This is a genomic window from Spiractinospora alimapuensis, assembly GCF_018437505.1.
GTDB lineage: Bacteria > Actinomycetota > Actinomycetes > Streptosporangiales > Streptosporangiaceae > Spiractinospora > Spiractinospora alimapuensis.
The window spans coordinates 4,499,002-4,524,833 of sequence record NZ_CP072467.1 but is presented as its reverse complement, the minus strand read 5'-3'; the positions used below and the strand labels follow the sequence as shown (position 1 = coordinate 4,524,833).

Here is a 25,832-nt window from a genome sequence, read left to right as displayed (position 1 = left end):
GGCCGAGCTGGGCATTACCCTCGACGAGCTGACCGGTCTTCTCGATGGCGACGCGCCGGATGCCCTCGCGCCCACCCCGCCGACGCCCCGGACGGTCGCCGCGCTGAACGTGATCGGCCAGGCCGACGCCGCCGACGCGGTCGACGCGCTGCATGACCTCGTCGATCACTACGCCCACGCCGCCGCCGAGACTGCCTATGACGAGTTGCTCCAGCTCCGACGCCACGCTGGTGAGCTGAGCGATGGCCTCGCCGGCCCGCGCCGGAAGGACCTGGCGGTCGCCACTGGGTGGTTGTCCACCCTGCTCGCGATGGCCGCCAGCGGCGCCGGCGACACGGCGGCGGCCGTTGTGTGGTGCCGCGACGCCGAGCGGCACGGCCGCGCGGCGGGACACCTGGAGATCGTCGGGTGGTCGGAGATGACACGCGCGGTCATCTCCTACTACCAGGGGTCTGCCGGCCGATCGGCGGCCATCGCGGAACGCGGCCGGGTCGCCGCACCCGTAGGCACGGTGGTGCACGCCAGGCTCGCGGCGCAGGAGATGCGGGCGGTCCGCTTTGGGGGACACCGAGGGCATGGCCCGTGCGCGGCACCAGGCGGACGCGGCAGTGGCCGCGCTCCCGGAGGGCTACGCCGGCACCGGCGCGTTCTCGATCCATCTCACCGCCGACGGCCCGCCGTACGTGGCGACGTCCCTGCTGCTGTCCGGGGATGCCGACGGCGCCGCCGCGGCGACCGGGCGCGTTCTGTGCACCGCGGCTCCTGGCCCGTCTCGTGCCCGTGCGCTGCTCATCCTCGCCCTGGCCGAGGCCGGCCGGGGACGCGCCGACGAAGCGGCGGCGGCCGGGACGGCGGCGCTCACTGGCGTTCCGCCGGCGTGGGCGACGATGGCGCTCGCCCGGCGGCTGGATCAGGTGCTCGCCGACAGCTTCGCCGGGGCCGGCGAGGTCTCCTCCTACCGCGCGCTCTACCGTGATGAGGTCCAGCGCGCCAGCACACCGTCGCTACCCCCGGGAGGCCCCGATGGCAGATGAACTGACGCAGGCCGAGATCGCCGAGATCACGGCGTTCGTCGACCTGGACGCGCCACCGCCGGCCGGCGTGCCGACTGCGCTCTTCATGTTCGGAACCAACCAGGCCGAGCCGGTCGACATCGTCGCCGACCGCTACCATGCGGGCCTCGCACCGCTGATCATTGCTACCGGCGGTGTCAACCGACACGACGGGAGCGTCGAAGCCGAGACCTTCGCGGGTGAGCTGGTCGAGCGTGGCGTACCCGAGCACGTGATTCGCCGTGAATCAAAGTCCTCCAGCACATGGGAGAACGTCGAGTTCGGACTCCCCTACCTACGGGAGGCCATCGCGGCCGGATACACCATCACGGCGGTGTGCAAGTGGTATCACCGCCGCACGGTCAGCATGCTGAGGACGCTGCTGCCGGACGTCCCGGGCTTCCATGTGGTGACCTTCGAGCCCGTATACGGCGGCGTGCCGATCACCCGCACCAACTGGGCCGACCACCCCCACGGCCGGCGGCGGGTCCTCCGGGAAGCGGAGGAAGTACAGCGGCGGGTCTCGGCCGGTGAGTGGCGGGACGTCGATCGCGTCGACGGGGCGTGGCGCTAGGAACCCCGCCCCGGCCGGTCGGCGCGCGGCGGGAGTAGGTGGGTCCCTTGGGTTGCAGTTCGGGTTGCAGTTGATGCCCCACTAAGCGGCTCCACTGCCCTCTACACGCTGGCATATATCCAGGTGTAGAGGGCAGTGGAGTTCCCTGGACTAGTCCGCCCGCTCTCCTAAAGCGGGTGCCGCAGGTTCGAATCCTGCTGGGGCCACCATTCCGAACGGCATGCGAACCTGTGTCTGGTGACCGTCGGGTCGCTACGTCGGCGGGTCTCCAGTAGCGCGTCGAGCACCGCCTGTTCGAGTTGGTCGGTGGAGAGCCGCCGGGAGGGGCAGGTTCTCTTACCGCAGCGCAGGCGGGAGAAGCAGACCCCCGGCCGGCTCCATTCGAGAGATCGGCCGGGGCCGCGCCACCCGACGTACGGCCGAACCGTTACCGGCCACGCCACCCCCAAGAAGACGAGCCAACTTCTAGCACGGTGGACGCGTTGAGCGGCGAGCTCATGACTGGAAGGCGGATCTCAGCTGTCTGCCAAGATCTGCCGGGCAGCATGGGCATCGTTGATGAGTGCTCCGGCCTGAACAGCGGAAGATTGCGTGGATGCGCACGCCGCGACCAACTCCACCGCCTCGGGACGGAGGGCGGGCGCTCAGCCAGAGATAGCCAGAGCCCGGCTGGGGCAGAGCCGTTCGGCCTCGCGGACCTTGTCCCGCTGCTCATCGAGGGGGTTATCGGTGAGCAGATGCACACGGCCGTCCTCTTCGTCCTGGTCGAAGACCTCCGGTGCGGTAAGCGCGCACATGCCGGCGCCGACACAGACCTCGCGGTTGGCGGTCACCCTCATGCCGGGGTCTCCCATCTGACCGGCAGGCTGTGCAGGCCGAAGACCACGCCGTCGTACTTGTAGTCCAGTTCCGCGACCGGTGCGTCCAGTCGCAGCCCCGGAAGTCGCTCGAACATCGCGGGCAGTACCACCTCCAGCTCCATACGCGCCAAATTTGCTCCCAGGCACTGGTGAATCCCGTACCCGAACGCAAGGTGGCGCTGGTCTCCCGCGCGTATCTGGACGCGCTCCGGGACATCGAAGATCTCCGGGTCCCAGTTGGCCCCGGCGAGGAGGGCGATGGCACCCTCCCCCTCGGCGATGGTGACGCCACCGATTTCGGTGTCGCGAACCGCGACCCGGGTCGGAATCACGTCCGCGATGCTGTGGAAGCGCAGCAGCTCGGCCACGACATCAGACCGCTTGTCGGGTTGGTCCCGCAGCACCGCCACCAGGTCAGGGCGCTCCAGCAGCGTGACCGTCGACAGCGCGATCATGTTCGCCGTGGTCTCGTGGCCGGCGGCGAGCAGCAGGGTGCACATCCGTATCACCGTTTCCCGGTCGAAATCTCCCGCGGGTTTCAGGTGCTCGGTCGCCAGGCGGCTCATCACGTCGTCCTCGGGGTGGCGTTGTTTGCGGGTGAGCAGGTCGTCCAGATACGCGAAGAGCTCGGAGTACGCGGTACTGGTCTGTTCCGGGGTGCTGCTCCGGGACAGGACCGCCCCTGCCCGCGTCTGGAAGTACTCGTGGTCGCTGTAGGGGACCCCGAGGAGTTGGCAGATCACCAGGGAGGGCAGCGGCAGTGCCAGACTCTCCACCAGGTCGGCGGGTGAGCCGTTGCGGAGCATCTCGTCCAGCAGACCCGCGGTGGCGTGTTCCACCCCGGGGCGCAGCCGCCGGACGCGGCGCAGGGTGAACTCCGGGATCAGGGTCCGACGTTCGGCGGTGTGCTCCGGCGGGTCCTTGCGGAGGAACGTCGGGTTGTCCAGCACCTCCTGCGCCTCCGGCTTGATGAGGGGAAGCCCTGGGGTCCTGTTGTCGGCGCTGAAGTCCGGGCTGGCGAGGATGGCCTGGACATCGCGGTGACGGGTGACCGCCCACACTGGTTGGCCGTCCGGCATGCGCATCCGGGTAGGGCCGTTGGCGCGCAGATCCGCGTACTCCGCGGGCGGCCGCATGGGACACCCGCGACGCATGGGAATCTCGTCAGCGGGGTGGGTGGTGGCGGGACTGCTCGTGGGCTCAGCCATGACATAACTCCTAAACGAGGGGAAACACTCCACTCATTCGTGGATTGACTAGGGACTCCCTACATGGGCTTACGCACGAAAGAACGACTAAGTGGTGCAGGCACTCCACTTGTTCGACGCTATCATCGGGAAGCACCGCCCAGGGCATGCGAGGAGGCGCGATGAGCCAAACGGACCGGACAGAGCCGTCCAAACCGGCATTGCGCGCCGATGCCGAACGGAATCGCAGGCTCATCATGGATGCCGCCCACGAGGCGTTCGCGGATGAGGGTCTCGGTGTCTCGCTGACCGAGATCGCCCGACGGGCGGGGGTGGGCTTCGCGACGCTACAGCGTCGCTTCCCCACTAAAGATGCTCTGGTGACCGAGGTGGTCCGCGCCCAGCTCGCTCACATCCGTGAAGGCACCGCGCGATCGGCCACCTCCGACCCCTGGACCGCTTTCACCACACCCATACTCGACTGCTGTGCTCACCAAGTGAAAGACCCTGGGCTAGCCGGTCCCCTCGCTCACCTCTTGTCCGCCGCGTCCGAACCCATGGTGCGCGAGCCCCTCCTGGACGCGTTCGAGCCACTGGCAGCGCGCGCGATCGCTGAAGGCGTTGTGCGAAAGGACCTCACCATCGACGACGTGTTGCTGATCCTGAAGGGCAACGCTGGAGTGATCGCCAATTCACCCGGCGAAGAAACAGAGGCTTCCCAACGCTTCGTAGAGATAGCCCTACGCGGCCTGCGCAGCGAAACGCCCAACTGACCCCCGGGAACCCAGACATCGTTGGGCTCAACATTCATCGGGTTCTCGACGACTTCTTACAAGCACTGAGTAGTCATGACCCTATTGGCGCCCCAGGGGGCGCCTATCGGGTCCGTGGCACTCGGGGCGAAGCCACCTGAAGCCCAAACCCACTACCGGTCAACCGGCACGAAGCAACTTCGCTATCCGTGTGATGAGGTTGCCGGAAGGGTGAGGCGGAGTTGCAGGCGGGTGAGCTTGTCATGGTCGAGGGTGCCCGGTTGCGCGCTCAACATGACGACGCGCAGGTCTGTGCCCGGTACGGCGAGGGTCTGGCAGTCGAGGTCGAGCATGCCCAGTTCGCTGTGGGTGACGCGTTTGCGCAGCGACGCGCGCGGGCGGACGTCGTGCCGCCGCCATTGCGCCGCGAACCCGGGTGACCTCTCGGCGAAGTCGCCGACCAACTGCCGCAACGCGGAATCGTGTGGGCGGCGGGTCAACGCCTCTCGCGACTGCGCCGCCGCCTGTTCCTCGAACCCGCCGGCCGCCTCCGGGGGAGCCGCGCACAGTGTCTCGCCCAGGCTCATGGCCAGCCGCAGAACGTTGCGCTCGGCTGCGGGCAGCGCACCGAAGTCCGTGATGACCGCCTCCGCCAGGTCGTTCCAGGCCAGGATGTCATGGCGGGCGTCACAGATGTAGGCGGCGACCGGGCCGAGCCGGTCCAGGAGAGTGAGCACGTCCCGCGGGACCTGTTCCGCCGGGCCGGGTCGTACGGGTAGCGCGTGCCCGGCGAGCCGGGACAGGTGCGACCGTTCCACCTCCGACAGCCTCAGGGTACGCCCGATCGCGTCAATCACCTGCGGCGACGGGCTCCGCGCCCGAGCCTGTTCCAACCGTTCGTAGTAGTCCACCGAAACCCCGGCGAGGTCGGCGACCTCCTCCCGCCGCAGCCCCGGCGTGCGTCGTGCACGCCGGCCCGCGAGTTCAGGAAGGCCGACATCGGCCGGGCGCAGGGATTCGCGGCGGGCGCGTAGGAACCCGCCGAGCTCACGCTTGTCCACGTGTCCAGCGTGCCATGCGCGCAACCGGCGAGCCACGGACCGCTGGTCCGGGGATAACGCGGCCGTTCCCCTACATCCCGCACGCCAGCAGTGTGACTGATGTACGCAATCGCCGAGCCACGGAGATCGACATGGATCACGCAACCGAACGAGTGTTCCGGCAGATGCTGGGACTGTTCGTGGCCAAGGACATGGACGGTATGGCCGATTTGTGGGCACCGGACGGGACGGCGGCGTTCCCGTTCGCCGAAGCCGGGGCACCGACGCTGCTGGAGGGACGCGAAGCCGTCCGTGACTATCTCGTCAGATATCCCGACGTGTACGACACAACCGGTGTTTCGGTGGCGCGGGTGCACCGCACCGAGGACCCGGAGACCATCATCGTCGAGCTGAGCTCCGAGGGCCGGGCCGTGCGCACGGGCGCCGCCTACCGGATGGACTACGTCCAGGTGGTCACGGTCCAAGACGGCATGATCGCGGAAATCCGCGACTACTGGAGCCCCGTGCAGGTGGCACGCGCCGGCGGCGCTCTGGAGGAGCTGCGGAAAGGACTCGAAGCATGACGATCCTCATCACTGGAGGTACCGGTAATACTGGCCGTCCGATCACCGATTCTCTGCGCTCCCGAGGCGCCGACGTGCGCGTGGCCGCACGCCGACCCGGGCCGAACGGCGTGCCCTTCGACTGGACGGACCACGCGACACACGCGCGGGCGCTGGCCGGGGCGAACGTGGTGTACCTCGTGCCACCACCAATGAATCTGAACCCCATGCCGGCGGCCGGTCCGTTCCTGGAGGCCGCGCGTGCTGCCGGGGTACGGCGCGTGGTGCTCCTCAGCTCCCTGCTGCCGGTGCACGACGACGCGGAGGCCGCCGAGCTGACCGAAACCGTGCGGTCGTTCCCTGAATGGGCGGTGCTGCTTCCGTCGGGATTCATGCAGAACTTCACCGGGGCGCACCCTCTGGCCGCGGGCATCCGGGAACACGGCGAGATCCGTTCGGCGACCGGGACGGGGAAGGTCGGATGGATCGACGCGGCCGACATCGCCTCGGCCGCTGCTGAGGTGCTGACCGCACCGGGGCCGGTCGCCGGTGAGCACGTGCTCACCGGACCGGAGCCCTTGGGGTACTCAGAGGCGGCGGCGATCATCGCCGAGGTTGCCGGGCGGCCCGTGCGCCACATCTCCGCCCCGGTGTCCGAGTTGCTCCAACGCAACGCAGAGGCGGGCATTCCCGAACCTTTCGCCGCCATGCTCGCCGAGGGGGAAACCGCCATCGCCAAGGGCCACGCGGCCCGCGTCACCGACACCGTCCACCGGCTGACCGGCCGCCCGCCCCGCTCCTTCGCCGACTTCGTCCGCGCACGCCCGAAGGAGTGGTCCGCGGCGTAAGCGCTGTGTCGTGTTTTGTGGCTGCTGTGCCCCAGCCTGCGGTCGCACCCATCACACGGGAAGAAGTGAATGCGCACAACCACACGATGGCTGTGCGCATTCACTGATGATGTGGAGACTCCCTGGTGGGGGTCAGCGTTCCCCTGCGGCGTGCGTACCTAGTTCCCTCACTCCGCTCCCCCACCTTCCGGCTGGACGGCTCCGGGCCCTTCCTGGGGCGCTGGTTCCTGCACGCCTTCGTCCGGTTGGCCGTTGGAGCCGCCGTCGGAGCCTGGGGTCTCCTCCTGAGGTGGGGTGTCCCCTCCCTCGGGTGTCTGGGGTGTCCCCTCGTTGGAGCCGCCGGGCTGGTCCTGGTCGGTCGTTCCGGGGTCGTCCTGGTCGCGCTGGTCGTCCGGGCCGCCGCCGTCAGTGTCGGTGGTGTCACCGGTGTCGGTGTCGCCTCCAGGATCCTCGGACTGTGAGACGCCCCCGAGCAGGGAGGGACTCGAGTGCCCCCCCTCGCCGCGAACCGTGTCGGACAGGCTGCGACCGGTGAGCAGTTCGAACACCAGAATGACGATCATGACCGCGACGAAGAGAGCCGCGGCCGAGAACACGTAGACGCGGTAGCGCTGCCACCACGTGCGCTCGTCCTCGCCGTCGTCATCGTCGCCGTGGTGCGCGACGGCACGGGTCTCGCCGTGACCCGCGCCACCCGCGGCGAAGGACGTCGTCGCCGGCACCGTCTCGTCGACCGTTGGCATCGCCCGCGTGACGTCGGGATCCGGTGCGCTCCCAGCGGCTCCCTCACCGTATGAGGGTGTGGCCTCGCGCGGGTTCCGGACGACCGTCCGACCCGAACGGTCGGCGACCGCCCGTGCGGTCTCCTTCGCCTTGTCCCGGCCGTCCTCGATGAAACGCTGGGTGATCGCGGTCCCGGCCGTACTGATCACGCTCATCACCGCCGCGCCGGCGATGGTCCCATAGACACCGAGGAAGGACGCGGCCGTGGCGGCGGTCAGGGTGGCCACACCACCCGCGACGACCTGCGGCGCCGACAGGTCGATGCGCCTCTTCTTCGGCTGTTCGCCCTCCTGCTCGGCTTCCCCCTGGTAAGGACGCCGTTCCTCGCCCTCGTCGGGTTCGGACATGCTCCCCCCTTCCGCATGCCGTTCTCGGTGGTCCCGTGGCGCCTCGGCGTGTACTGGTGCCCCCCACCAGCACGTTCGCCTCACGCGTAGGGCCCAACGTATGCCATGAGTTGGGGTGTTCCGATTACGCCGAGATATTGAGGAACTCACGATGAAGCCACATACGGCGTGTCACATTGACATTAGTCAAATCATGATGTAGCATACACGCGGATGCTCTCCACCGTCCGCCGATTCACCGGTTTCCCGGTGTCGGTATATCGCGCGTCATGTCAGGTGAACCGGCTCGCTCGGCCGGGACCGTGGAGCGCGGTGCGGAGGAGATCACTCCCCGGCGGTTCGCGCGACGCGACTGGATGGCGTCGCCGAGGGCGCGATCGGGGAGATGGGCGTCGCCCGATGACCTCCTCGCACCAGCCCCATCGAGGCTCAGATCAAGTCGTACTCGCGGGCGATGCGTACGGCGTCCACGCGGTTACGGGCGTTGAGCTTCGTCGCCACCGAGGTGAGGTAGTTGCGCACCGTACCCACGGTGAGGAAGAGGTGGCCGGCGACCTCGGAGACGTCGCTGCCTTCGGCGGTGAGCCGCAACACGTCCAGTTCGCGCGTTGTCAGGGGCGACTCTTCGCTCTCCAGTGCCTCCACCGCGAGCTGGGGATCCACGACGCGTCGGCCCGCGTGTACCCCACGGATCCCGGCGGCCAGTTCCTCGGGCGGCGCGTCCTTCAGTAGGAAACCGCTGGCCTTCACCTCGAGCGCGCACCGTAGGTTCGCGGGGCGGCCGAGGGCGGTGAGGATCAGCGTGCGGGTCTGTGGATATCGCTCGTGTACCTGGGCGGCGGCGGTGAGACCGTCGGTTCCGGGCAGGTCGATGTCGAGCACCGCGACATCGGGTCGGTGCTCACGCACGGCGGGCAGGATTCCGTCGCCGGAGTCCAGCTCCGCGACGACCTCGATGTCAGGCTCCAGCCTGAGCAAGGAGACCAACGCGGCGCGGATCATACGCATGTCCTCGACGAGGACCACTCGGATCATCGGCACCCGCCCCTCGTACTCCCAGTGATGTGACGCGGCCCGTCGCACCCGCGCAAAAGGCTACCGTCCGGCGGTGGCGTGAGCTTCCGCCCACGGAGGCATGACGGATTCACACCACCGCATGACCAACGCACACACAGGATCCGTGACCAGCGAACTACCCCACACGGCCACTCCTCGAAAGACTGATGGACGTCCGGGGCCGGAGCGCACGAACAACCGAGGCGACGGTCCGAACCGGCACGCCACACCCCGTCGGACACCGGTGCACAGCCCCTCCCGGGGCCTGACACCGGGTTCGCTCAGCTCGCGTTCCACTCCGACGGACTCCGCAGGGTCGCCGTGACGGCGCGGCGCCCCGGGGCGCAGCCCAACAACGAGGAGCTCCCATGCCCACTGACAATCCCCTGAACATCGCCGTGATCATCGGCAGCACCCGAACGGACCGCTTCTGCCCCACTCCGGCGAAGTGGATCGCCAAACGCGCCCGACAGCGCGGTGACCTCAACGTCGACGTGATCGACCTGAAAGACGCCGCGCTGCCGGAGATCCTGGCCGGGGACGACGAGAACGCTCCCACACCCGCCCCGGTCAAGGCACTCCAACCCCGACTCGCCGAGGCCGACGCCTTCATCGTGGTCACGCCCGTCTACAACCGCGGATACCCCGCGTCACTGAAGAACGCCATCGACTGGTACTTCGAAGAGTGGAGCGCCAAGCCCGTCGGTTTCGTGTCCTACGGCGGAATCGGCGGCGGCCTGTCCGCCGTCGAGCAGCTGCGTGCGGTGTTCAACGAGGTGCACGCGGCCACCATCCGCAACACCATCAGCTTCGACAACTACTGGGACCGCTTCGATGACAACGGCGAGACCACCGACGGCGTGTCGCTCGAGGGCGCGGCCAAGTCGTTCATGGATCAATTGAACTGGTGGGCCTACGCACTGCGCGACGCCCGGAACCAACGCCCCTTCACCCCGTAGAGAGAGGTAGTGACCATGAGCTTCGACCCCACCCGAATCGCCGCCTACACCGCTGATGACGCGAGACTGTGGAGCTGGACCGACGAAGACGAGGGCACGCATGTCGGCTACATCGCCGACCATGAGGAAGGCGTCTCGATGGGCATGGCCTTCGTCCGGTTCCGAAGGGGGGTGCGCTTCGAGTTCACCTGGCCCTATGACGAGGTCAGTGTAGTGACCAAGGGCAGCCTGACGATTCACACCGGCGGACGAAGGATCACGGCACGGGAAGGCGAGATCCTGAACCAGCCACGCGGCGTCCCCGGGACCTTCGAGATCGAGGAGGACCTGGAGATGATCTGCGTGCACTACCCCACGTTCGCCAAAGCGCAGGGCCTGACGCTGGCGGAGTACAAAGCGGACACCGACACCGACACCGACCATGAATCGTCCGCGCCCGTCGTCGCCCCCCGTGGCCCGGAGGCGGGCGGCGGGTTCTTCGATCCTACGACGATGCAGGTCTTCTCTATCTCCGACGTGCCCCAGTGGATCACCTTGGACGCCAACCACGGCGCGTACGTCGGCTACCTCGCGGACAAGGCCGAGGGATCGCCTATGGGCATGGCCTACTCGGACTTCCGTCGGGGTGGCGTCTTCGAGTTCGACTTCCCCTACGACGAGGTCGCCGCGGTGACCCAGGGCGCGTTCACCGTGCGCAGTGAGGGCCGCGTCTTTCGGGTGCGGGCCGGGGAGATGCTCTACATGCCCAAGGGTGTCTCCGCCGTCTTCGAGATCGAGGAGGACACGGTGGCCGTCGGCCTGCACTACCCGACCTACGAGGACGGGTTCGGCACGCCACCCCACCAGGCCTGACCTCTCGCCCAGGGGCCGGGCGGCTCGAGCCCAGTCCGCGCTGTCGCCCCATTCCCCACTGGAGTACGTAATGCACACAACGACGGACGGTTCTCCGCCCTCCGCTTCCCCACCGCGGGCCGGCGCACGAGAGTGGCTCGGGTTGGCGGTCCTGGTTCTGCCCTGTCTGCTGCTGGTTGTCGACATCACGGTGTTGTTCCTGGCGATCCCCGCCATCGCCATGGATTTGGGCGCCAGCAACACCCAGCAACTGTGGATCCTGGACATCTACGGGTTCATGATCGCGGGTCTCCTGGTCACCATGGGTGCGCTTGGCGACAGGATCGGTCGCCGCCGCCTGCTGATGATGGGCGCCGCCGCCTTCGCCGTGGCGTCCGTCTTCGCCGCCTTCTCCACCAGCGCCGAGATGCTGATCGCGACGCGTGCGCTCCTGGGCGTCGCCGGAGCGACGGTGATGCCTTCCACGTTGGCGCTGATCCGTAACCTCTTCCTCGACGCCACGCAGCGGGGCCTGGCGATCGCGATCTGGTCATCCACGCTGATGGCCGGCCTGGCCCTGGGACCCGTGATCGGGGGCGCCATGCTGGAGTGGTTCTGGTGGGGATCCGTGTTCCTGATCGGTGTGCCGGTGATGGCGCTGGTGCTTCTCGCGGGGCCGTTCCTGCTTCCGGAGTACCGCGACCCCGCCCCTGGGCGGATGAACCTGGCGAGCGTGGTGCTCTCCTTGCTGGCGATCCTGCCGACGGTCTACGCGATCAAGAACGCCGCCAACTACGGGATCCAGTTGTCGACGGTCGTCGCGTTGGTGGTGGGGGTGACCTTCGGGTGGGTCTTCGTGCGTCTCCAGCGGCGTCTCGCCAACCCGCTGTTCGACCTCAGTCTGTTCCGCCATCGAGTCTTCAGCGTGGGCCTGGGCACGATGCTGGTCGCGTCCATGACGATGGGGGCCTTCGGGTTGTTGTTCGCCCAGTACCTGCAGTTGGTTCTGGGCTTCTCCCCGGGGGCCGCGGGACTCTGGATGATCCCCCAGGCGGTGGCGTCCGTCCTTGGTTCACTGCTGACCCCGAGGGTCTCGAATCGACTGGGTGAGAATCGGGCGATGGCCCTGGGGCTCCTGCTCGCGGCCGTCGGCTTCGGTCTGTACGGACTGTCCCAAGGGGGCACGGTGCTCGCCTTGGCCCATCCTCGGTTCGGTCATCGTCGGCTTGGGAGTGAGCCCGCTGATCGTGCTGGTGAACACGATCGTGCTGCGGGTGGCACCCAAGGAGAAGAGCGGATCGGCGGCGTCGATGTCGGAGACCGGCGCGGAGGTCGGCGCCGCGCTGGGGATCGCCGTCTTCGGTTCCCTACTGGCGATGATCTACCGGTTGCGGGTGGACCTGCCCGAGGGCCTGCCGGAGTCGGTGACCTCGGCGGCCGAGCAGGGGATGCCGTCCGCGGCCGCGATCGCCGAACAGTTGCCCGCAGCACAGGCGGGAGAACTGCTGGCCGCCGCGGAGAACGCGTTCACGACCGGACTGACCACCGTCTCCTACCTGAGCGCCGCCGTCGCACTGGTACTGGCCATACTGGCCGCGTTGTACCTCCGCCCCAAGGCCGGCGACGGTTCCGCCGAGGACGAAGTCACCTCGCAGGAACCGGAACGCGCTCCAGCTCAGGCGTGAGATCCCCGTCCCCGTTCCAGGGCCCACACGAAAAGCCCCGGAACGGGGCCGCCTCAGATCCGAACCGGGGGCGTTTGGTGGGCGCCGTCGATCAGCCGCCCGTGGCGTCGGGCTCTGACCTGACGCCGACGATGACGGTGGCGTCGGCCTCCGCCGAGGACATGACGCGCGGCGTGAGCCCGTTCTCGGTGAACAGCTCGGTCGCGTACGAGACCTGGCTCTCATGCAACTCCAGCACCAGGTACCCCCCGGGGCGAGCCAGCGCCCTGCCTCCGGGAGCAACCGCCGGTGGATGTCAAGTCCGTCGCTCCCGCCGTCGAACGCCATTCGGGATTCGTAGAGACGCACCTCCAGGGGCAGACGACCGCTCTCGTCACTGGTGATGTAGGGCGCGTTACCCACGATCACGTCGACCCGACCCGTGAGGTCGGCGGGCAACGGCGCGAGGAGATCCCCCTCGTAGACCCTGCCGCCGACAGGGGCGACGTTCCTGCGGGCACACGCGACGGCGGCGGGGTCGAGGTCGACGCCGTGGAGTTCGATTCCACGGCTGGCTGAACACAGGGTGACCCCCACCGCTCCCGACCCACAGCACAGGTCGACGACGACGGCCCGCGGCGGGAGCAGCTCCGCCGCCACGCGCACGAGGAACTCCGAGCGGTGCCGCGGCACGAAGACCCCGGGGTCAACCTCGATCCTCAGGCCGCAGAACTCCGTCCACCCGTTGACGTGCTGGATCCAGCCGATGTGCTGTGCCTGTCGTCCATCGATGGAAACGGTGCTCACCCCTCAACCACGCGGTACTCGACTCGGTCAGGTGACGACCACTTCGGCGTCGTAGGTCGGCACGGCTCCGCCGCCACGCGCCGCTTGCCCCGGCGGGACGGGATGAAGGTCCACGCGGCGCACCAGCTCGCGCAACACGGTTTCCATCTCTAGCTGCGCGAACGCGCGGCCGAGGCACCGACGAACGCCCCCGCCGAAGGGAATCCAGGTGTAGGGATCGGGAGGCCCGCCCAGGAATCGTTCCGGTAGGAAGCGGTCGGGCTCGGGGTAGAGATCGGGCCGACGGTGCAGCAGGTAGATCGCGGGTGCCACCCTGACGCCGGCGGGAATCCGATAACCACCGAGTTCCATCGGTCGTTTCAGCGTGCGCGGGATCATGGAGATCACTGGACGCAGACGCAGCGTCTCGTGGATCACGGCTTTGAGGTAGACGTCGGAACCGGATCGCACGTCGTCCGTCAAGCGGGCGAGCGCGTCGGGATGAAGGACCAACTCACGAACCGCCGAGACCAGCGCCGACGCGGTGGTCTCGTGCCCCGCGACCAGTAGTGTCACCAGCTCGTCCCGCAACGCGCGACGCGTCATCGGCGCGCCGTCCTCATGCTGTGCGCGGAGGAGCATCGAGAGGACGTCCTCCCGATCCGCGAGGTCCGGCGCGTTCGACCGTCGAGCGATCTCCCCGTAGATCAGTCGGTCGATCTCACGCATCTCGCGCCGGAATGGGGGGAACCGCTCGAGCCGGTCCGGTCCGAACGCGAGCAGGAACAGGGCGTGCTTCGGGTCGGCGCCGATGGTGAGGAGCCGGTTGAGTTTCTCTCGCAGTGGTTCCAGCCACTCCGCGTCCGTGACACCGAACACGACGTGGAGTATGTAGTCCATCGTCATCGCCTGCATGCTCGCCCGCACCCGGTGCGGACGCGCACGCGGCCATCCGTCGATCTCCGTAGCGGCGATCTCCGTCATCTGGTCGGCGTACTTCCTGGTCCGTGCTCCGTGGAAGGACGGAAGCATGAGCCGGCGCTGCTCCAGGTGGGCGGACTCGTCCAAGAGCAGGATGGAGTTCTCCCCGAGGACGGGACGCACCATCGCGTTCCCCTCGCCCGCGTGGACCTGGTCCGCCGGTGCGGTGAAGACGCTTTTGACGTCCTCTGGGCCACTGAGGAACACCCAGGTACCCTGGTGCGCCATTTCGACACGAAACACGTCGCCAAAGCGTTCCTGACACCGGGTAAGCACACCCTTTGGGTCACGGAACCACAGGGCGGTCTGCACGATTCGTGGATACGGAAGACTCGGTGGACGTTTCACCTGACGGGCGATGTCTCGCGTCAGACGCATGGCACCATTTCCGCGGTCGGGTCTCCTCGGTTACGCGTGTTCGCTACGCAGGAGAACAGGGTCGCCGTACAGCTAGTCCCTCGTTACCCCTTTCCGATTGACCACAAGAACACAAACTCGGGGAATGCGCAATAGACAATGGGATAGGAGATGGGCCACCCAAATCTGCACACACCCAATCATGACCACAAATCATCGACTTCGATCGCACAGCGCCGTTCGAACCCCCCAGGTCCCGCCGGTGAAAACGACGCGGAGAACGGGACACGCTCGCCCTCGGACATTAGAATCACCTCACCCCCGGGGGCATCACACGCCACACAGCCATCCGGTGTCCCAGTTTCGGATTGACCGAGACCTCACCATCTCATGCACTCTGACCTGCCTCTTGACCCCTCCAACCACCTCACTTACTCTCTGCAGAGTGCTACCAACAACTACCCCCTGTCACAGCCCTCCGCCGGGTGCGAACAAATTCCGAACCCGGTGACATGGGCACCTCAGATGTCCAAGCGAAATCCGCTTGGCATTTTCGTGCGAAAGCACGATGACCAGGAGAGGAGTTAGGTGTGCCCAACCCCAAACCGAACGGATCCGTCTCAGACAAACTCGAGTTCGACCTGAGCTCGGTCCCTGTCGATGTTTTCGACCTCGCGGACCGCGGCCTCACCCTCGAGACCCTGACCGAAGGCCACGGACTTCCAGAGAACGGTGCCTCCTCAATCTGCAACGAAGCGAAGTGCGCATGCAGCAGCCCGGCATGCTGACCGATTCCGGCCACCTGTCCCTGACATCCGCCCTGTAAAAATGACCAATCACTGACCCAACAACCCTGGTGGCCATGAGGGCAAATCCTTCGGGTCACCAGGAATGGCACGGGCGGACGGTCTGGATGGACGGTGAATTGAGAATCGATTCGATGGCCGCCGAGATCTCATCGCTGACCCTGCCCGGCGGTACGCGTGTGGGGGCACCCCCGGTCGTCCGCGTGGCCGGTCTTCCCGTACGGGTTCTGCGGGGGCTTCGGTTCGAACGTTCGTTCACAGCCCTCAACGAGATCGCGGAGCACCATCACCGGCTGGAGTCGGAGGCCCGACAACTCGCGGACGCTCTCTACGACGTCATCGGCACCCTGCCGGACGGTCCACCGAAACCACATATGGTCGGTCTCCGGAGGGCTCTGCACAGACCGCGTGCCCCACGGGAGACCGAATGGAACCCCATCGTGGCGCGCGCTCTCCCCCTCGACCTCGCCGATCACGTCCGTCGGTGGATCAGTGACTTCCTTGAAGCGCCCGGTGAGATCGAGCGACTTCAGGAGGTGTTCGCCGCCGAGCGTGAGGAGAGACTCGACTCGCTCCGCGCCGCGGCGCGACACCCGAACCTACGCCGCGGTCTCGCGCAGGCGAGCCCTTCACTGTCCGCGGAGGTCTCCGCCTGGTTGGGCGGGGCACCCCGCGCTCCGCGCTTTCGCGCGCAGGTCGCGCTGGCTTCGTACGTCGCGCGGGCGTCGGCCAAGACCAGCCCGTACAGCACCTTCATGGTCAGCGGACTCGGCGAGTGGAGCGCCGACGGACCAGCGGTGCGAATAGTGGACCGGCCACGGGTGCGTGCTGTGGTCGAACTGGACGGGGCGTTCGTCCAAGGACTGGTCCGAAGCCTGTCCACCGATCCGGAGCTCAGGCGTTCGCTACCGCTGCGCCTCAACCCGAGCGCGACGTTCACCGGCGACCGGGTGAGCTTCGTCGGGCCGCGCCCGGACGAGGCCATCATGACGATGCCCGCGACCGCCGCCCTCCGTGCGTGCGCCGGGATCCTCGAACGTGGTACCGCGTGTCCCCGGGCGAACCTGCGCGACGCGCTGACGCGCCTGGGGAACGCCCCTGGTGCCGACGTCGAAGCGTTTCTGGACGGGCTAGTCGAGCTGGGGCTGTTGGAGGTGGTACCGCCCACACCGGACCTCGCGAAGGCCCCCCTCGACGCACTGGCACGGTGGTTGGCCGAAACCCGCGACGCGCGGCTCACCCCTTTGGCCACCCTGATCGGGGAACTACACGACGAGGCCGGCCGCGACGTTCCGGTGGATGATCTCGCCGGGCACGGCCAGCGCCAGCGGCACCTGACGCGGCTCCTCGATCGCGTCGCCACGCACGTGGCGCTACCGACCAAGGTGGACGCACGGACGGCGAAGTGGGCGTTCCACGAAAGCTCCGTCCATGTCCAACCCGCGACGGCGTGCGCGGTCACTCGGTGGCACCCCGCCCTTAAGGACCTGGACGCGGTTCGCCGCTGGCTGGCTCTGTTCGACCCGTCCCTTCCCCTCAAGCTGGCCTTCGCGGAGTTCTTCCGCGAACGGTTCGGTCCCGGCACGGCCGTGCCTTTCCTGGCGGCGCACCGGGCCCTGCACCAGGAGTTGCGCCACGGCGACGACGGCGGTCGAACTCCCGCGGCACGGGAGGTCGTACGGCTGATGCACGCCCGGACCCAGCTCCTCCGGCCCCTGACCGGCAGTCAGCTTCCGCGGCTTCGCGAGTTGGCCCATCTCCAGGACGCCGCGCGGGACGCGGTTCTCTCCACCGACGTACGTGACGGCGTCGTTCACGTCGACCCGACGGAGATGGTCGCCTGGGCGACCATCTGGCCCCGGTGGGTCGAGACCTCGCCCTCCGTCGCCTGCTACCTACAGGCAACGAACAGGGAGCGGGATCCGTCACTCGTGCTCAACGCCATGCACAACGGCCACGGCCGGGGCAGGAGCCGCGTGGCACACCTCGTCGACCGAGCGGGGGGAATTCCGCCCGCCGACCGCCAGCCGTCGGCACCCGCCGCGGGCCCTCTGATGGCTGAACTGAGCGGTCAGTTCGGATCGACCGTCAACGTCCGGACCGCGGCGGTCTCACACGAGCTCGACTACCCCTTCACCTCGAGCACGCGCCCGGACTCGGAACGGATCCGCCTGGGCGACTGCGTCGTCGTTCACGACGACTCGGTCGGACTCCTCCGGCTGCGCAGCGAGAGCCGGGAGGTCGGTGTCGTGCCGCTCCACGTCGGCATGATGGGCGATCTCTTCCTTCCCTCGGCGGCCCAGTTCCTCACGCAGGTGTTCGGCCACAGCTTCTACACCTATCCCCACGTGGCGCTCGTCGCCGATAACGAGCTGACAACGCCGGAGTCCGTGACGGCCTACCGGCGCGTCGCCGTCGGCTCCGTCGTTCTCCGGCGAGCGTGCTGGGTGGCACCGGCGGACCAGGTTCCACGACGCCCGTCAGGAGAGTCCGACACCCAGTACTGGCTCCGTCTGTTGCGTTGGCTGCGAACCCACCGCGTGCCAACCCAGTGCTTCGTGCGGGTGTGGGCATCCGCTCCAGGCTCCGACGGCAGCAGACACACCGACCCGGACTGGCTGTGGGGCAAGGGCCACAAGCCCTTCTACGTGGACTTCGCCAACTGGTTCCTGGTCGCCGCTTTCGAGCGGATGGTGGGCGGCACATCCGCCATGGCGGTGTTCGAGGAGGCGTTGCCCGCTCCGGACCAGGCCAGCGCCCCGGAGGCCGACCCCGCCGTGACCGAGTTTCTCGTCGAACTCTCCGACCCAGGGAGCTGACATGGCCGAATCGGACTGGATCAGTGTCCACGTGTTCCGGCACGACGACCTGGAGGGGCTCGTGTCCGAAGGGATCGCCCCCCTGATGGGGGAACTCCGGGCCGAGAACGCACTGCGCGACTGGTTCTTCCTGCGGTACTGGGAGGGCGGACCGCACGTGCGGCTACGCGTCCTGCCGGAAGACGGTCGACGCGGTGCGGTCGAGGAGCTGCTCCGGAACCGCTTGGAGACCTACCTCCGCGACAACCCGAGCCGAGGACGGATGCGGCTTGACCACTACCTGCACCTCGCGGCCTCCTACTCCCGGCGGGAACGGAAGTCGTCCTTCGCCACCGAGCTGAGACCCGACAACTCCCTGGTGTGCCTCCCCTACTCCCGTGAGCACGACCGGTATGGGAGGAACTCCGCGATCGAGGCCGTGGAGCGCCACTTCACGGAGTCGAGCGAGCTCGCGTCCCAGCTACTCCGTCCGGGAACGACGTCCGAGCAACGCACCACCAGCGCCTACGCGGCGATCCTGCTCGCCTGGCTGGCGTGTGAGCCGGACCTGCCCAGCCTGGCCGAACGGATCGGTACCGCGAGTCCGACGGTGCCAGCGTCCGTGGACCTCCTCGGTCTGGGCGGTTCCCCACGCAGGGGTGGCCGAGGGGCGACCGGCGAGGCGACCGAGATCGCGCGAAGTCTGCGGACCCTGGCCTCACACGTGGACCAGGTGCGGCGCTCCGGAACCTTCGTCGACTGGTCCCGGTCGGTCACCGCGCTTCGGGACGCCCTGGAACGGTGCCCGTCGGAGGACCGTCCGGCGATCGAGGTGTTCCAGGTGCTGGACACCTGCGCCCACTTGTTCTGCAACCGGATCGGCGTGCTGCTGAACGCCGAGGACGTGGTGCGGGGGATGGCGGCCGACGCTGTCAGGGAGCTGGCCTCCGAGGAAGCTCCCGAGGGGAACGAGAACGGGGAGGACACGGGTGTCGTGGCGCAGTCTGCACGTCGTGTACTACGACAGGGATAAGGACCACCTGCTCCTGGAGGCCGTGCGGCCGTTCTTCCGACGCCTGTCGTCCACGATTCCCGCGATGTCCTTCACGCGTCACTGGCGGTTGGGACCGCACGTACGCCTCCACCTGCGCTGTGACGCGGCGACGATGGCGGGCGTCGTACGCCCCGCGGCACGCGAGACGATCGGAGGGTTCCTCTCACGCCATCCGTCCCGCACGGTGTTGGCCCCCGAGGAGTACGAACAGCGGCACCGCGAACTCGCACGGCTCGAGGACGAGCACGGACCGCTGACGCCGTGGCGCCCGAACAACACCCTGCACGAGGCTCCATTCGAACGTCGGCCCCGCGCCCTGGGCAGTGAGGAGGCGGTAGACCTGCTCGCCGACTTCCACGCCGACACCACCGAGCTCGCGTTCCGGATACTCCAAGACGTGTCGACCGGTCGACCCCGTCTCGGCCATGCCTTGGACCTGATGATCGCCACCGCCCACGTCCTGTCGGGCGTCGGCGTCACCACAGGGTTCATGTCGTTCCGGTCCCACGCGGACGCCTTTCTCGCCATGTACCCAGGGGCCGAGACTCTTCGTGGCCCCTGGGACGACCACTATCGCCTCCACGAGGCCACCCTGCGGCGACGGGTGTCGGACACGGTGGCCGGACTGGACGGCGACGCCCCGACCTCCGAGTTCGTGGCGGACTGGACCTCGATCACGCGGTCGTACCACGTCCGCGCATCCCAACTCCTGGCACGCGGCCAGCTCCCGACCGAGCACGGGTTCTCCACGGACGCCAACGGGAATCCGCCCCCGTTGGTGCACGTCAGCCCCTACCACCGTGCGGCCTTCCACAACCCGGCGGTCATGGACTCGATGACCGCACACTGGTTCGTTCTCTACCGAACGATGCTCAACCACACCTACCTGTTCCTGACCCAGCTCGGCGTCACGCCACAGGAACGCTTCCTGCTGTGCCACCTGGCCGCACGTGCCGTCGAGGACGTGTTCGGAGTCTCGGCCATGCGTCAGATCGAGGAGGAGCCGCCGGCCCCGACATCGGACATTCGTGAGGAGCCCGTGTGAGGAACCTGGAGTGGGGCGGCCACGAGGTGGAACTCCGGTTGGTGGGCGGGGTGTCGTGCGCCCGAGGCCACGACGGCGTCTGGTTGGCGACGGGCCGGCGCAACGAGGAGGTGGGGCCAAACCTTCCATGGCTCACGTCGGTCCTCGGCCAGCTCGCCCACGGCTGCCTTCGGTCGCGCCTCACGTCAGCGTCTGGGGCGACAGCGGACGAGGTCGACGCGCTGCTCGAACGACTGCGGCGCGGCGGCTGGCTGTCCGTGACGCCCCACCTCGGGGAACGAGCGCTCTACACCCTCCGTCCCGTTGGGCCCGAACTGGGTCCAACGCGGGAAGACGTCGAGTCCAGGCTTCGGCTCTCCCGGTTCACGGTGCTGCGCCGCGACCGCGACGGTCTCGTCGCGGAGTCACCGCTGGCGAACGCGCGACTGGAGACCCTCGATGTGGGGGTCCAGGCGGCGCTTGGTGTACTCGCCGGCGGCGCGTCGGACCTCGCCACACTGTCGAGGCTGTCCGACCTGGGGGTCGAAGCCGTGACCGTCGACGCCCTGCTGCGGGACCTGCGACGTGCCGGCCTGATGGAGGCCCCGGACGGCGGGGAGCATTCCGACCTCACGCTGAGCCAGTGGACACCACACGAACTGTGGTTCCACCGCCAGTCGCGTATGACCGACCGCTCCGACCGGGAGGAGGCGTATGGGCGCACACAGTGGGCCCGCGGGCTCCATACTCCGCTCCCCGGTCGGCGGCCCCCCTACCCGGGCCCTGAGATCCCGTTGCCCGCGGCGGACCTGACACGGATCCGTCGGGACGATCCACCGCTCGCCGCCGTCGTCGAGGACCGCCGATCCGTGCGGCACCACGACGACGACCACCCGATCACCGTGGACCAGCTTGGCGAGTTCCTCTACCGGTGTGCCCGGGTGCGGACGACGCGCGAGGTGGACGGCGTGGAATACCCCAACCGCCCACACCCGTCCGGCGGATCGGCCTACGAGCTGGAGATCTACCCCGTGGTCCGACGCGTGTCGGGTCTCCCCTCGGGGATGTACCACTACGACTCGCACTCCCACGGGCTCCGCACGGTGAGTCCGGGTGGGCCTCCGGTGCGCCGCCTTCTGCGCGCGGCCCTGCGCGCCGCACCGGCAGCCGAGCCACCCCAGGTCCTCCTCGTGCTCACCGCCCGATTCGGCCGGCTCGCCTGGACCTACGAACAGATGCCCTACTCCCTGGTCCTCAAGCACGTCGGCGTTCTGTACCAGTCGATGTATCTGGCGGCGACGGCGATGGGGCTTGCCGCCTGCGGCCTCGGAGGTGGCGACGCCACGGACTTCAACGCCGCGACAGGGGTGGATTACGCAGCGGAGAGCGCCGTTGGCGAATTCTCCCTGGGCAGTCGACGACCGGACGAATGACAGGAGGACCGAGTGGGACTGTTGCTGCGTCCCGACGTCTACTACGCGAAGTCGCCCGAGGGTGTCTACCTACTCAGCCATCACGGATCACTGCACCTGACCGGCGATTCGATCTATTTGGTCATCGAACGCCTCGCCCCCTACCTCAACGGACGACACAGCCTCGGCGATCTCACCGCGAACCTCTCGCCAGAGCGGCGACGGCTGGTGGAGGACCTGGTCACGACGCTGCGTGACCGTGGTGCCCTCCGCGACGTGGACGGCGCCGCGCACCCTCCCGCTCCGTCACCGGAGCTTCCCCTCGGCGCCAGTTTCCTTCGGTATTTCCGCGCCGACGGAGCGGCCGCGTTCACACGGTTCCAAGCGACGCGGACGGTCGTGCTCGGGTCGGGTCGCCTGTTGGCGGCGACCACTGCGGCCGCGGTCGCCGCTGGGTTGGAGGACCTGCGTGTGGTCGTCACGGGCGAGACGGACTCGGGCTTCGACCCGATGTCCACCCAGCCTGGGGCCTCGTCGTTTCCCGGACCGACCGAGCACGTGGACCTCCATCCGTCGGAGACACGGTTGCGGCGCCTGCTCGCCGACGTCGACCTCGTTCTCCACGCCTCGGAGACGCCGTCGGTGAGTGGTCCCGATCCGCTGGGAACGGTCTGTCGCGAAGAGGCCATCACCCTCGCGCGGGTCGTCCTCTGGCGCCGGGCCGTGTGGATCTCGCCTTCGGGTGTGGACTGGGAGTCCGTGCGACGACGTGGAGCCGCGCGACGGCCGGCCGAGGACGCGGGTACGACGCCGGCCGCCCCGCTCCCCCGCTTGGCGGCACGGGCGGCGGCTGTGCGGGCGGTCCAGGGCGTCCTGCGGGCCACCACCGGAATCCCGCCGGGGGAGCAAGGGGTGGTGACGTGCCTGGATCCGGTGACACTCGGCGGCACGACGCACCGCGTCCTCGCGCACCCGCTGGCGGAGTCGGACGTCAGACCTGACACCGAAGCCGGTTTTCTCAAGCGGATCGCCGCGTTGGCGGACCATCCAGGGCAGGAGTGGGAGGAGTTCTCACGAGCCGCCGTGTTGTGCACCGGGGACCAACTCGGTGCCATCGGTGAACCCGATGAGGGTGAGCTGGCCCAGTTCCCACTGCACACCTGTCGGGTGGAGTCGTCCGACCCGGTCGGGCTCCTCGACGACCGTGAGGGGGTGCCGACGGCGGTCGCCGCGGGCCTCAGTTTCGAGACCGCGCGGCACCGCGCGGTGCTTCGGGCGTTCGCTCTGTACGGCTCACTGATGGTCGATCCGCGACGGTTCGCTTCTCCCCGGGGCGAGACCCCCGATTGGGGGGCCACCTCCCCTGAGGCGATGCTGAACGCCGTGCGCCAGGGCGATGCCGGCGTCCGTTGCTGGGCATACGACCTGGCGGATGGTTCCGCCACCCTGGTGGCCCCCGACATCGTCTTTCCGGCCCTGCGGCGCGGGCGGGCGCACCCCGACTCGACCTCCGGGTACGGCGCCTACGCTCTCCACACGGGTACGGCCGCGGGTTACAGCTGGGAGGAGGCCGTCAAGTCCGCGCTCCTCGAACACTGCCAACAGATCGCGACGGACGACATCGCCGCGTCGTCCGCGCTGTCGCCGCTCCTCGATCCTCGCGGAGTGACCGTCGGCGACGACGCCGATCGGTACCGGTCGATGCTGGCGCGGATCAGTCCGGGGTTCACCTTCCACGAGGCGACATCGGCTCTGGGGGTCCCCACAGTCGCCTGCTTCCGTGCCGGGGATCCCGTGACGGTGGCGACGGGGACGACTCTCCAGGAGGCCCTTCGCGAAGCGATGGAGCGGGCTCTGTTGGCCTACCAGGCCGACGCGCAGCGGCAGTGGGTCTACGCGCCGACCGCTCCCGACCTGCCTGTGAGGCGGCACGACGGTCCCAGCGTCTCCGTGGGGCACCAGGAGCCACTGGGCATCGCCGACCTCACGGCCCGACTAGTGACGCGGGGCCGTCGCCCGCTCGCCGTCCCCCTCGACCACGACCCAGAGGTGAGTTCGAAGGTCCCGTTCGTCGTGAGGGTGGTGCTCGTCGATGCCTAGTCCGACCGCCAAAGTCGAGGTCACCAACAAACCCGCTCTTACACTGGTCGGGGCGGGCGTGCTGGCGGACGCCATCGTCTCGGAGCACGCCGCCCTGGGGGAAGCCGAGCTCACGCTGGCCACACCGGGGCGCACCTCGTTCCCAACCGGCTCCGTCGTGGTCGTGGCGAGCGACGGCTGGGACGACGAACCGTATCCACGCGTACGCGCGGCCGCCGTCGCCGCGGACGTGACCTGGGTCCCGGTGCGGGCCGAACTCGGCCGGGTCGTGGTGGGGCCGGCGGAGTCCCCCGGGGTTCCCGGATGTGTGGACTGTGCGGAGTTCCGCAGGCGCTCGGCCCGATCCAGCCCTCAGGGTCACGCGGAGGTACGACGACTGCACGGTGAGACCATGGCGAACCGACCGTCGGCGTGGCTCACCCCGCTGGCGGCGGACCTGGTGGCCGGGATCGTCGTCGACGAGGTCCACCGGGTCGCCTCGGATCCGGGGACGGCACGCACGCGCAACGCTTTGGTGGTCGTCGCTTTGGACTCCCTCGAGGTGACGACCCACCGCTTCCTCACCGACCCCCGGTGCGTCCGCTGCGACAGCCGTCCGGACGACTCCGCGTCCCTCGCTCGTATCGACCTGCTCCCTCGCCCGAAGGTGTCCCCCGAGACGTTCCGTGTACGCGACGTCGAGAGACACTGGGACGCACTGGAGCGCCTGTACGTCGACTCCGAGTGCGGTCTCGTCCACACGATGACGAAGGGCAGCGGCGCCGGGGTCGTCACGGCGTCCGCGGAGCTGGGCGCGCACGCGGACTCGGTCGAGTACGGATTCGGGTGGACCCGCAGCTATCACTCGAGTCGCGTGGTCGCTCTGTTGGAGGCGTTGGAGAGATACGGGGGCACGCACGCCGCCGGGAAGCGAACGGTCGTCCACGCACCCTTCACCGAAGTGGCCGAGCAGGCGCTCGACCCGCGCACCCTCGGGCTCTATCCGCCCGAACGGCACGTTCCCGGCTTCGGGTTCCGGAGGTTCACCGAGGACGTCCCCTGTTCGTGGGTGTGGGGCTACTCCTTCTCGCGGTCGGCCCCAATCCTGGTGCCCGAGAACTACGTGTACTACCGGTTGATGCGGCGGGCCGGCCCGGAGAACCCGCCGTTCGTCTACGAGTGCTCCAACGGGTGCGCGCTCGGCAGCAGCATCGAGGAGGCCATCTTCTACGGAATCCTCGAAGTGGCCGAGCGGGACTCGTTCCTCATGACGTGGTACGCGAGGATGTCGGTCAACCGGGTCGACGTCTCCACGGCGCGGAACCCCGCTCTACCGCTCCTCGTCGAAACGATCGAGCAGGAGACCGGCTACTCGGTGCACACCTTCGACACGACCCTCGAGTACGGAATCCCGTGCGTGTGGACCATGGCCGTGAACCCCACCGATGACCCCGCGACAGCGAAGGTCGCCTGTTCGGGCGGGTCACACCTCGATCCGGAGCGAGCGATCGAGCGGTCCCTGAACGAGCTCGGCCCCATGACGGCCAACTTCGCGTCGCAGGATCCCGCCCTGCAGGAGCAGGCCCGGGAGATGGTGCGTGACCCCTCGCTCGTGACCCGGATGGCGCACCACACCCAGCTCTACGGCCATCCGGACGCGTTCTCCCGCTTCGACTTCCTGGGCACGGCCGCGACGGCACGCCCGATCTCCGACATGCCACGCATCCCCGCCAGCGACGACCTGCGCGACGACCTCGCCGAGCTCCTGCGTCGACTCCACGAACGCGGCCTCGATGTCATCGTCGTGGACCAGAGCACCCCGGAGCACCGCGCGGGCGGCTTCGTCTGCGTCAAGGTCATCATTCCCGGCACGCTGCCCATGACGTTCGGTCACGAGTTCCGGCGGGTTGACGGCCTTCCTCGGCTGCACGACGTGCCGCACGCCCTGGGGTACAAGGACCGCCCACTGCGGCCCGAGGACATCAGCCACCACCCGCATCCATTTCCCTAAGGAGCGCA

Annotated in this window: 22 protein-coding genes and 2 pseudogenes; 16 read left to right on the top strand and 8 right to left on the bottom strand. The window is 68.4% G+C overall.

Going from position 1 to position 25,832, the window contains the following annotated elements; genetic code table 11:
* Nucleotides 1-575 precede the first annotated feature (575 nt).
* Nucleotides 576-1,034 carry a hypothetical protein gene (locus J4H86_RS21155; RefSeq protein WP_236539688.1) on the top strand — a complete coding sequence of 153 codons (459 nt, stop codon included), beginning with the start codon at nucleotides 576-578 and terminating at the stop codon, nucleotides 1,032-1,034.
* Nucleotides 1,024-1,626, top strand: a complete 603-nt coding sequence (locus J4H86_RS21150) for a YdcF family protein (RefSeq protein WP_236539687.1) — start codon at nucleotides 1,024-1,026, stop codon at nucleotides 1,624-1,626. The genes J4H86_RS21155 and J4H86_RS21150 overlap by 11 nt, the downstream gene beginning before the upstream one ends.
* Before the next feature lie 644 nt (nucleotides 1,627-2,270).
* Here J4H86_RS21150 and J4H86_RS21145 read toward each other — a convergent pair.
* Together J4H86_RS21145 and J4H86_RS21140 are read right to left on the bottom strand one after the other, a co-directional pair.
* Nucleotides 2,271-2,465 (bottom strand): ferredoxin, encoded by a 195-nt coding sequence (locus tag J4H86_RS21145; RefSeq protein WP_236539686.1) that lies wholly within the window; start codon nucleotides 2,463-2,465, stop codon nucleotides 2,271-2,273.
* Nucleotides 2,462-3,694: a cytochrome P450 gene (locus J4H86_RS21140; protein ID WP_236539685.1), complete on the bottom strand. Its 1,233-nt coding sequence runs from the start codon at nucleotides 3,692-3,694 to the stop codon at nucleotides 2,462-2,464. The genes J4H86_RS21145 and J4H86_RS21140 overlap by 4 nt, the downstream gene beginning before the upstream one ends.
* Nucleotides 3,695-3,855: 161 nt before the next feature.
* Between J4H86_RS21140 and J4H86_RS21135 the strand changes: the two genes are divergently transcribed.
* Nucleotides 3,856-4,446, top strand: coding sequence for a TetR/AcrR family transcriptional regulator (locus tag J4H86_RS21135; RefSeq protein ID WP_236539684.1), 591 nt, complete (start codon nucleotides 3,856-3,858; stop codon nucleotides 4,444-4,446).
* Between the two features lie 182 nt (nucleotides 4,447-4,628).
* Here J4H86_RS21135 and J4H86_RS21130 read toward each other — a convergent pair whose 3' ends face one another.
* On the bottom strand, nucleotides 4,629-5,486 hold the full coding sequence (locus J4H86_RS21130; RefSeq protein WP_236539682.1) for a helix-turn-helix transcriptional regulator: 858 nt from the start codon (nucleotides 5,484-5,486) through the stop codon (nucleotides 4,629-4,631).
* Nucleotides 5,487-5,617: 131 nt separating this feature from the next.
* On the opposite strand from J4H86_RS21130, the gene J4H86_RS21125 reads away from it, so the two are divergent.
* Both J4H86_RS21125 and J4H86_RS21120 read left to right on the top strand, forming a co-directional pair.
* Nucleotides 5,618-6,049 (top strand): nuclear transport factor 2 family protein, encoded by a 432-nt coding sequence (locus tag J4H86_RS21125; protein ID WP_236539680.1) that lies wholly within the window; start codon nucleotides 5,618-5,620, stop codon nucleotides 6,047-6,049.
* Entirely contained in the window at nucleotides 6,046-6,876 is an 831-nt protein-coding gene (locus J4H86_RS21120) for an NmrA family NAD(P)-binding protein (RefSeq protein WP_236539678.1), read from the top strand. Before J4H86_RS21125 ends, J4H86_RS21120 begins: the two co-directional genes overlap by 4 nt.
* A 167-nt stretch (nucleotides 6,877-7,043) precedes the next feature.
* Here the strand turns inward: J4H86_RS21120 and J4H86_RS21115 are convergent, their stop codons facing one another.
* Both J4H86_RS21115 and J4H86_RS21110 read right to left on the bottom strand, forming a co-directional pair.
* On the bottom strand, nucleotides 7,044-8,006 hold the full coding sequence (locus tag J4H86_RS21115; RefSeq protein ID WP_236539676.1) for a hypothetical protein: 963 nt from the start codon (nucleotides 8,004-8,006) through the stop codon (nucleotides 7,044-7,046).
* A gap of 429 nt (nucleotides 8,007-8,435) precedes the next feature.
* Complete coding sequence (locus J4H86_RS21110) at nucleotides 8,436-9,041, bottom strand: response regulator transcription factor (protein WP_236539675.1); 606 nt, start codon at nucleotides 9,039-9,041, stop codon at nucleotides 8,436-8,438.
* A gap of 389 nt (nucleotides 9,042-9,430) precedes the next feature.
* Here J4H86_RS21110 and J4H86_RS21105 point away from each other — a divergent pair, with 389 nt between their 5' ends.
* The 4 genes and pseudogenes from J4H86_RS21105 to J4H86_RS21090 all read left to right on the top strand — a co-directional run bounded on the left by J4H86_RS21105 (nucleotide 9,431) and on the right by J4H86_RS21090 (nucleotide 12,537).
* Nucleotides 9,431-10,021 carry an NADPH-dependent FMN reductase gene (locus J4H86_RS21105; protein ID WP_236539673.1) on the top strand — a complete coding sequence of 197 codons (591 nt, stop codon included), beginning with the start codon at nucleotides 9,431-9,433 and terminating at the stop codon, nucleotides 10,019-10,021.
* 15 nt (nucleotides 10,022-10,036) lie between these two features.
* Nucleotides 10,037-10,873 carry a cupin domain-containing protein gene (locus J4H86_RS21100; RefSeq protein WP_236539671.1) on the top strand — a complete coding sequence of 279 codons (837 nt, stop codon included), beginning with the start codon at nucleotides 10,037-10,039 and terminating at the stop codon, nucleotides 10,871-10,873.
* Between the two features lie 70 nt (nucleotides 10,874-10,943).
* Nucleotides 10,944-11,975: pseudogene (locus J4H86_RS21095) on the top strand (MFS transporter); the annotation flags it as partial.
* Nucleotides 11,976-12,084: 109 nt separating this feature from the next.
* On the top strand, nucleotides 12,085-12,537 hold the full coding sequence (locus J4H86_RS21090; protein ID WP_236544205.1) for a hypothetical protein: 453 nt from the start codon (nucleotides 12,085-12,087) through the stop codon (nucleotides 12,535-12,537).
* A gap of 91 nt (nucleotides 12,538-12,628) precedes the next feature.
* Here J4H86_RS21090 and J4H86_RS21085 read toward each other — a convergent pair whose 3' ends face one another.
* The 3 genes and pseudogenes from J4H86_RS21085 to J4H86_RS21080 all read right to left on the bottom strand — a co-directional run bounded on the left by J4H86_RS21085 (nucleotide 12,629) and on the right by J4H86_RS21080 (nucleotide 14,661).
* A complete protein-coding gene (locus J4H86_RS21085; RefSeq protein ID WP_236544204.1) occupies nucleotides 12,629-12,775 on the bottom strand; it encodes a hypothetical protein in 147 nt (48 codons plus the stop codon).
* Nucleotides 12,776-12,927: 152 nt separating this feature from the next.
* Nucleotides 12,928-13,323, bottom strand: a pseudogene (locus tag J4H86_RS27680) (methyltransferase); the annotation flags it as partial.
* 27 nt (nucleotides 13,324-13,350) lie between these two features.
* Nucleotides 13,351-14,661 (bottom strand): cytochrome P450, encoded by a 1,311-nt coding sequence (locus tag J4H86_RS21080; protein WP_236539669.1) that lies wholly within the window; start codon nucleotides 14,659-14,661, stop codon nucleotides 13,351-13,353.
* Nucleotides 14,662-15,230: 569 nt separating this feature from the next.
* On the opposite strand from J4H86_RS21080, the gene J4H86_RS21075 reads away from it, so the two are divergent.
* The 7 genes from J4H86_RS21075 (at nucleotide 15,231) to J4H86_RS21045 (ending at nucleotide 25,824) form a co-directional block, all read left to right on the top strand.
* Nucleotides 15,231-15,428: a thiomuracin/GE37468 family thiazolyl RiPP peptide gene (locus J4H86_RS21075; RefSeq protein ID WP_236539667.1), complete on the top strand. Its 198-nt coding sequence runs from the start codon at nucleotides 15,231-15,233 to the stop codon at nucleotides 15,426-15,428.
* A gap of 152 nt (nucleotides 15,429-15,580) precedes the next feature.
* Nucleotides 15,581-18,265: a lantibiotic dehydratase gene (locus tag J4H86_RS21070; RefSeq protein WP_236539665.1), complete on the top strand. Its 2,685-nt coding sequence runs from the start codon at nucleotides 15,581-15,583 to the stop codon at nucleotides 18,263-18,265.
* 1 nt (nucleotide 18,266) lies between these two features.
* A complete protein-coding gene (locus J4H86_RS21065; RefSeq protein ID WP_236539664.1) occupies nucleotides 18,267-19,277 on the top strand; it encodes a thiopeptide-type bacteriocin biosynthesis protein in 1,011 nt (336 codons plus the stop codon).
* On the top strand, nucleotides 19,234-20,343 hold the full coding sequence (locus tag J4H86_RS21060; protein WP_236539661.1) for a thiopeptide maturation pyridine synthase: 1,110 nt from the start codon (nucleotides 19,234-19,236) through the stop codon (nucleotides 20,341-20,343). The genes J4H86_RS21065 and J4H86_RS21060 overlap by 44 nt, the downstream gene beginning before the upstream one ends.
* On the top strand, nucleotides 20,340-21,755 hold the full coding sequence (locus J4H86_RS21055; RefSeq protein WP_236539660.1) for a SagB family peptide dehydrogenase: 1,416 nt from the start codon (nucleotides 20,340-20,342) through the stop codon (nucleotides 21,753-21,755). The genes J4H86_RS21060 and J4H86_RS21055 overlap by 4 nt, the downstream gene beginning before the upstream one ends.
* Nucleotides 21,756-21,767: 12 nt before the next feature.
* Nucleotides 21,768-23,834, top strand: a complete 2,067-nt coding sequence (locus J4H86_RS21050) for a YcaO-like family protein (RefSeq protein ID WP_236539659.1) — start codon at nucleotides 21,768-21,770, stop codon at nucleotides 23,832-23,834.
* Nucleotides 23,827-25,824, top strand: coding sequence for a TOMM precursor leader peptide-binding protein (locus tag J4H86_RS21045; RefSeq protein WP_236539658.1), 1,998 nt, complete (start codon nucleotides 23,827-23,829; stop codon nucleotides 25,822-25,824). Before J4H86_RS21050 ends, J4H86_RS21045 begins: the two co-directional genes overlap by 8 nt.
* Nucleotides 25,825-25,832 lie beyond the last annotated feature (8 nt).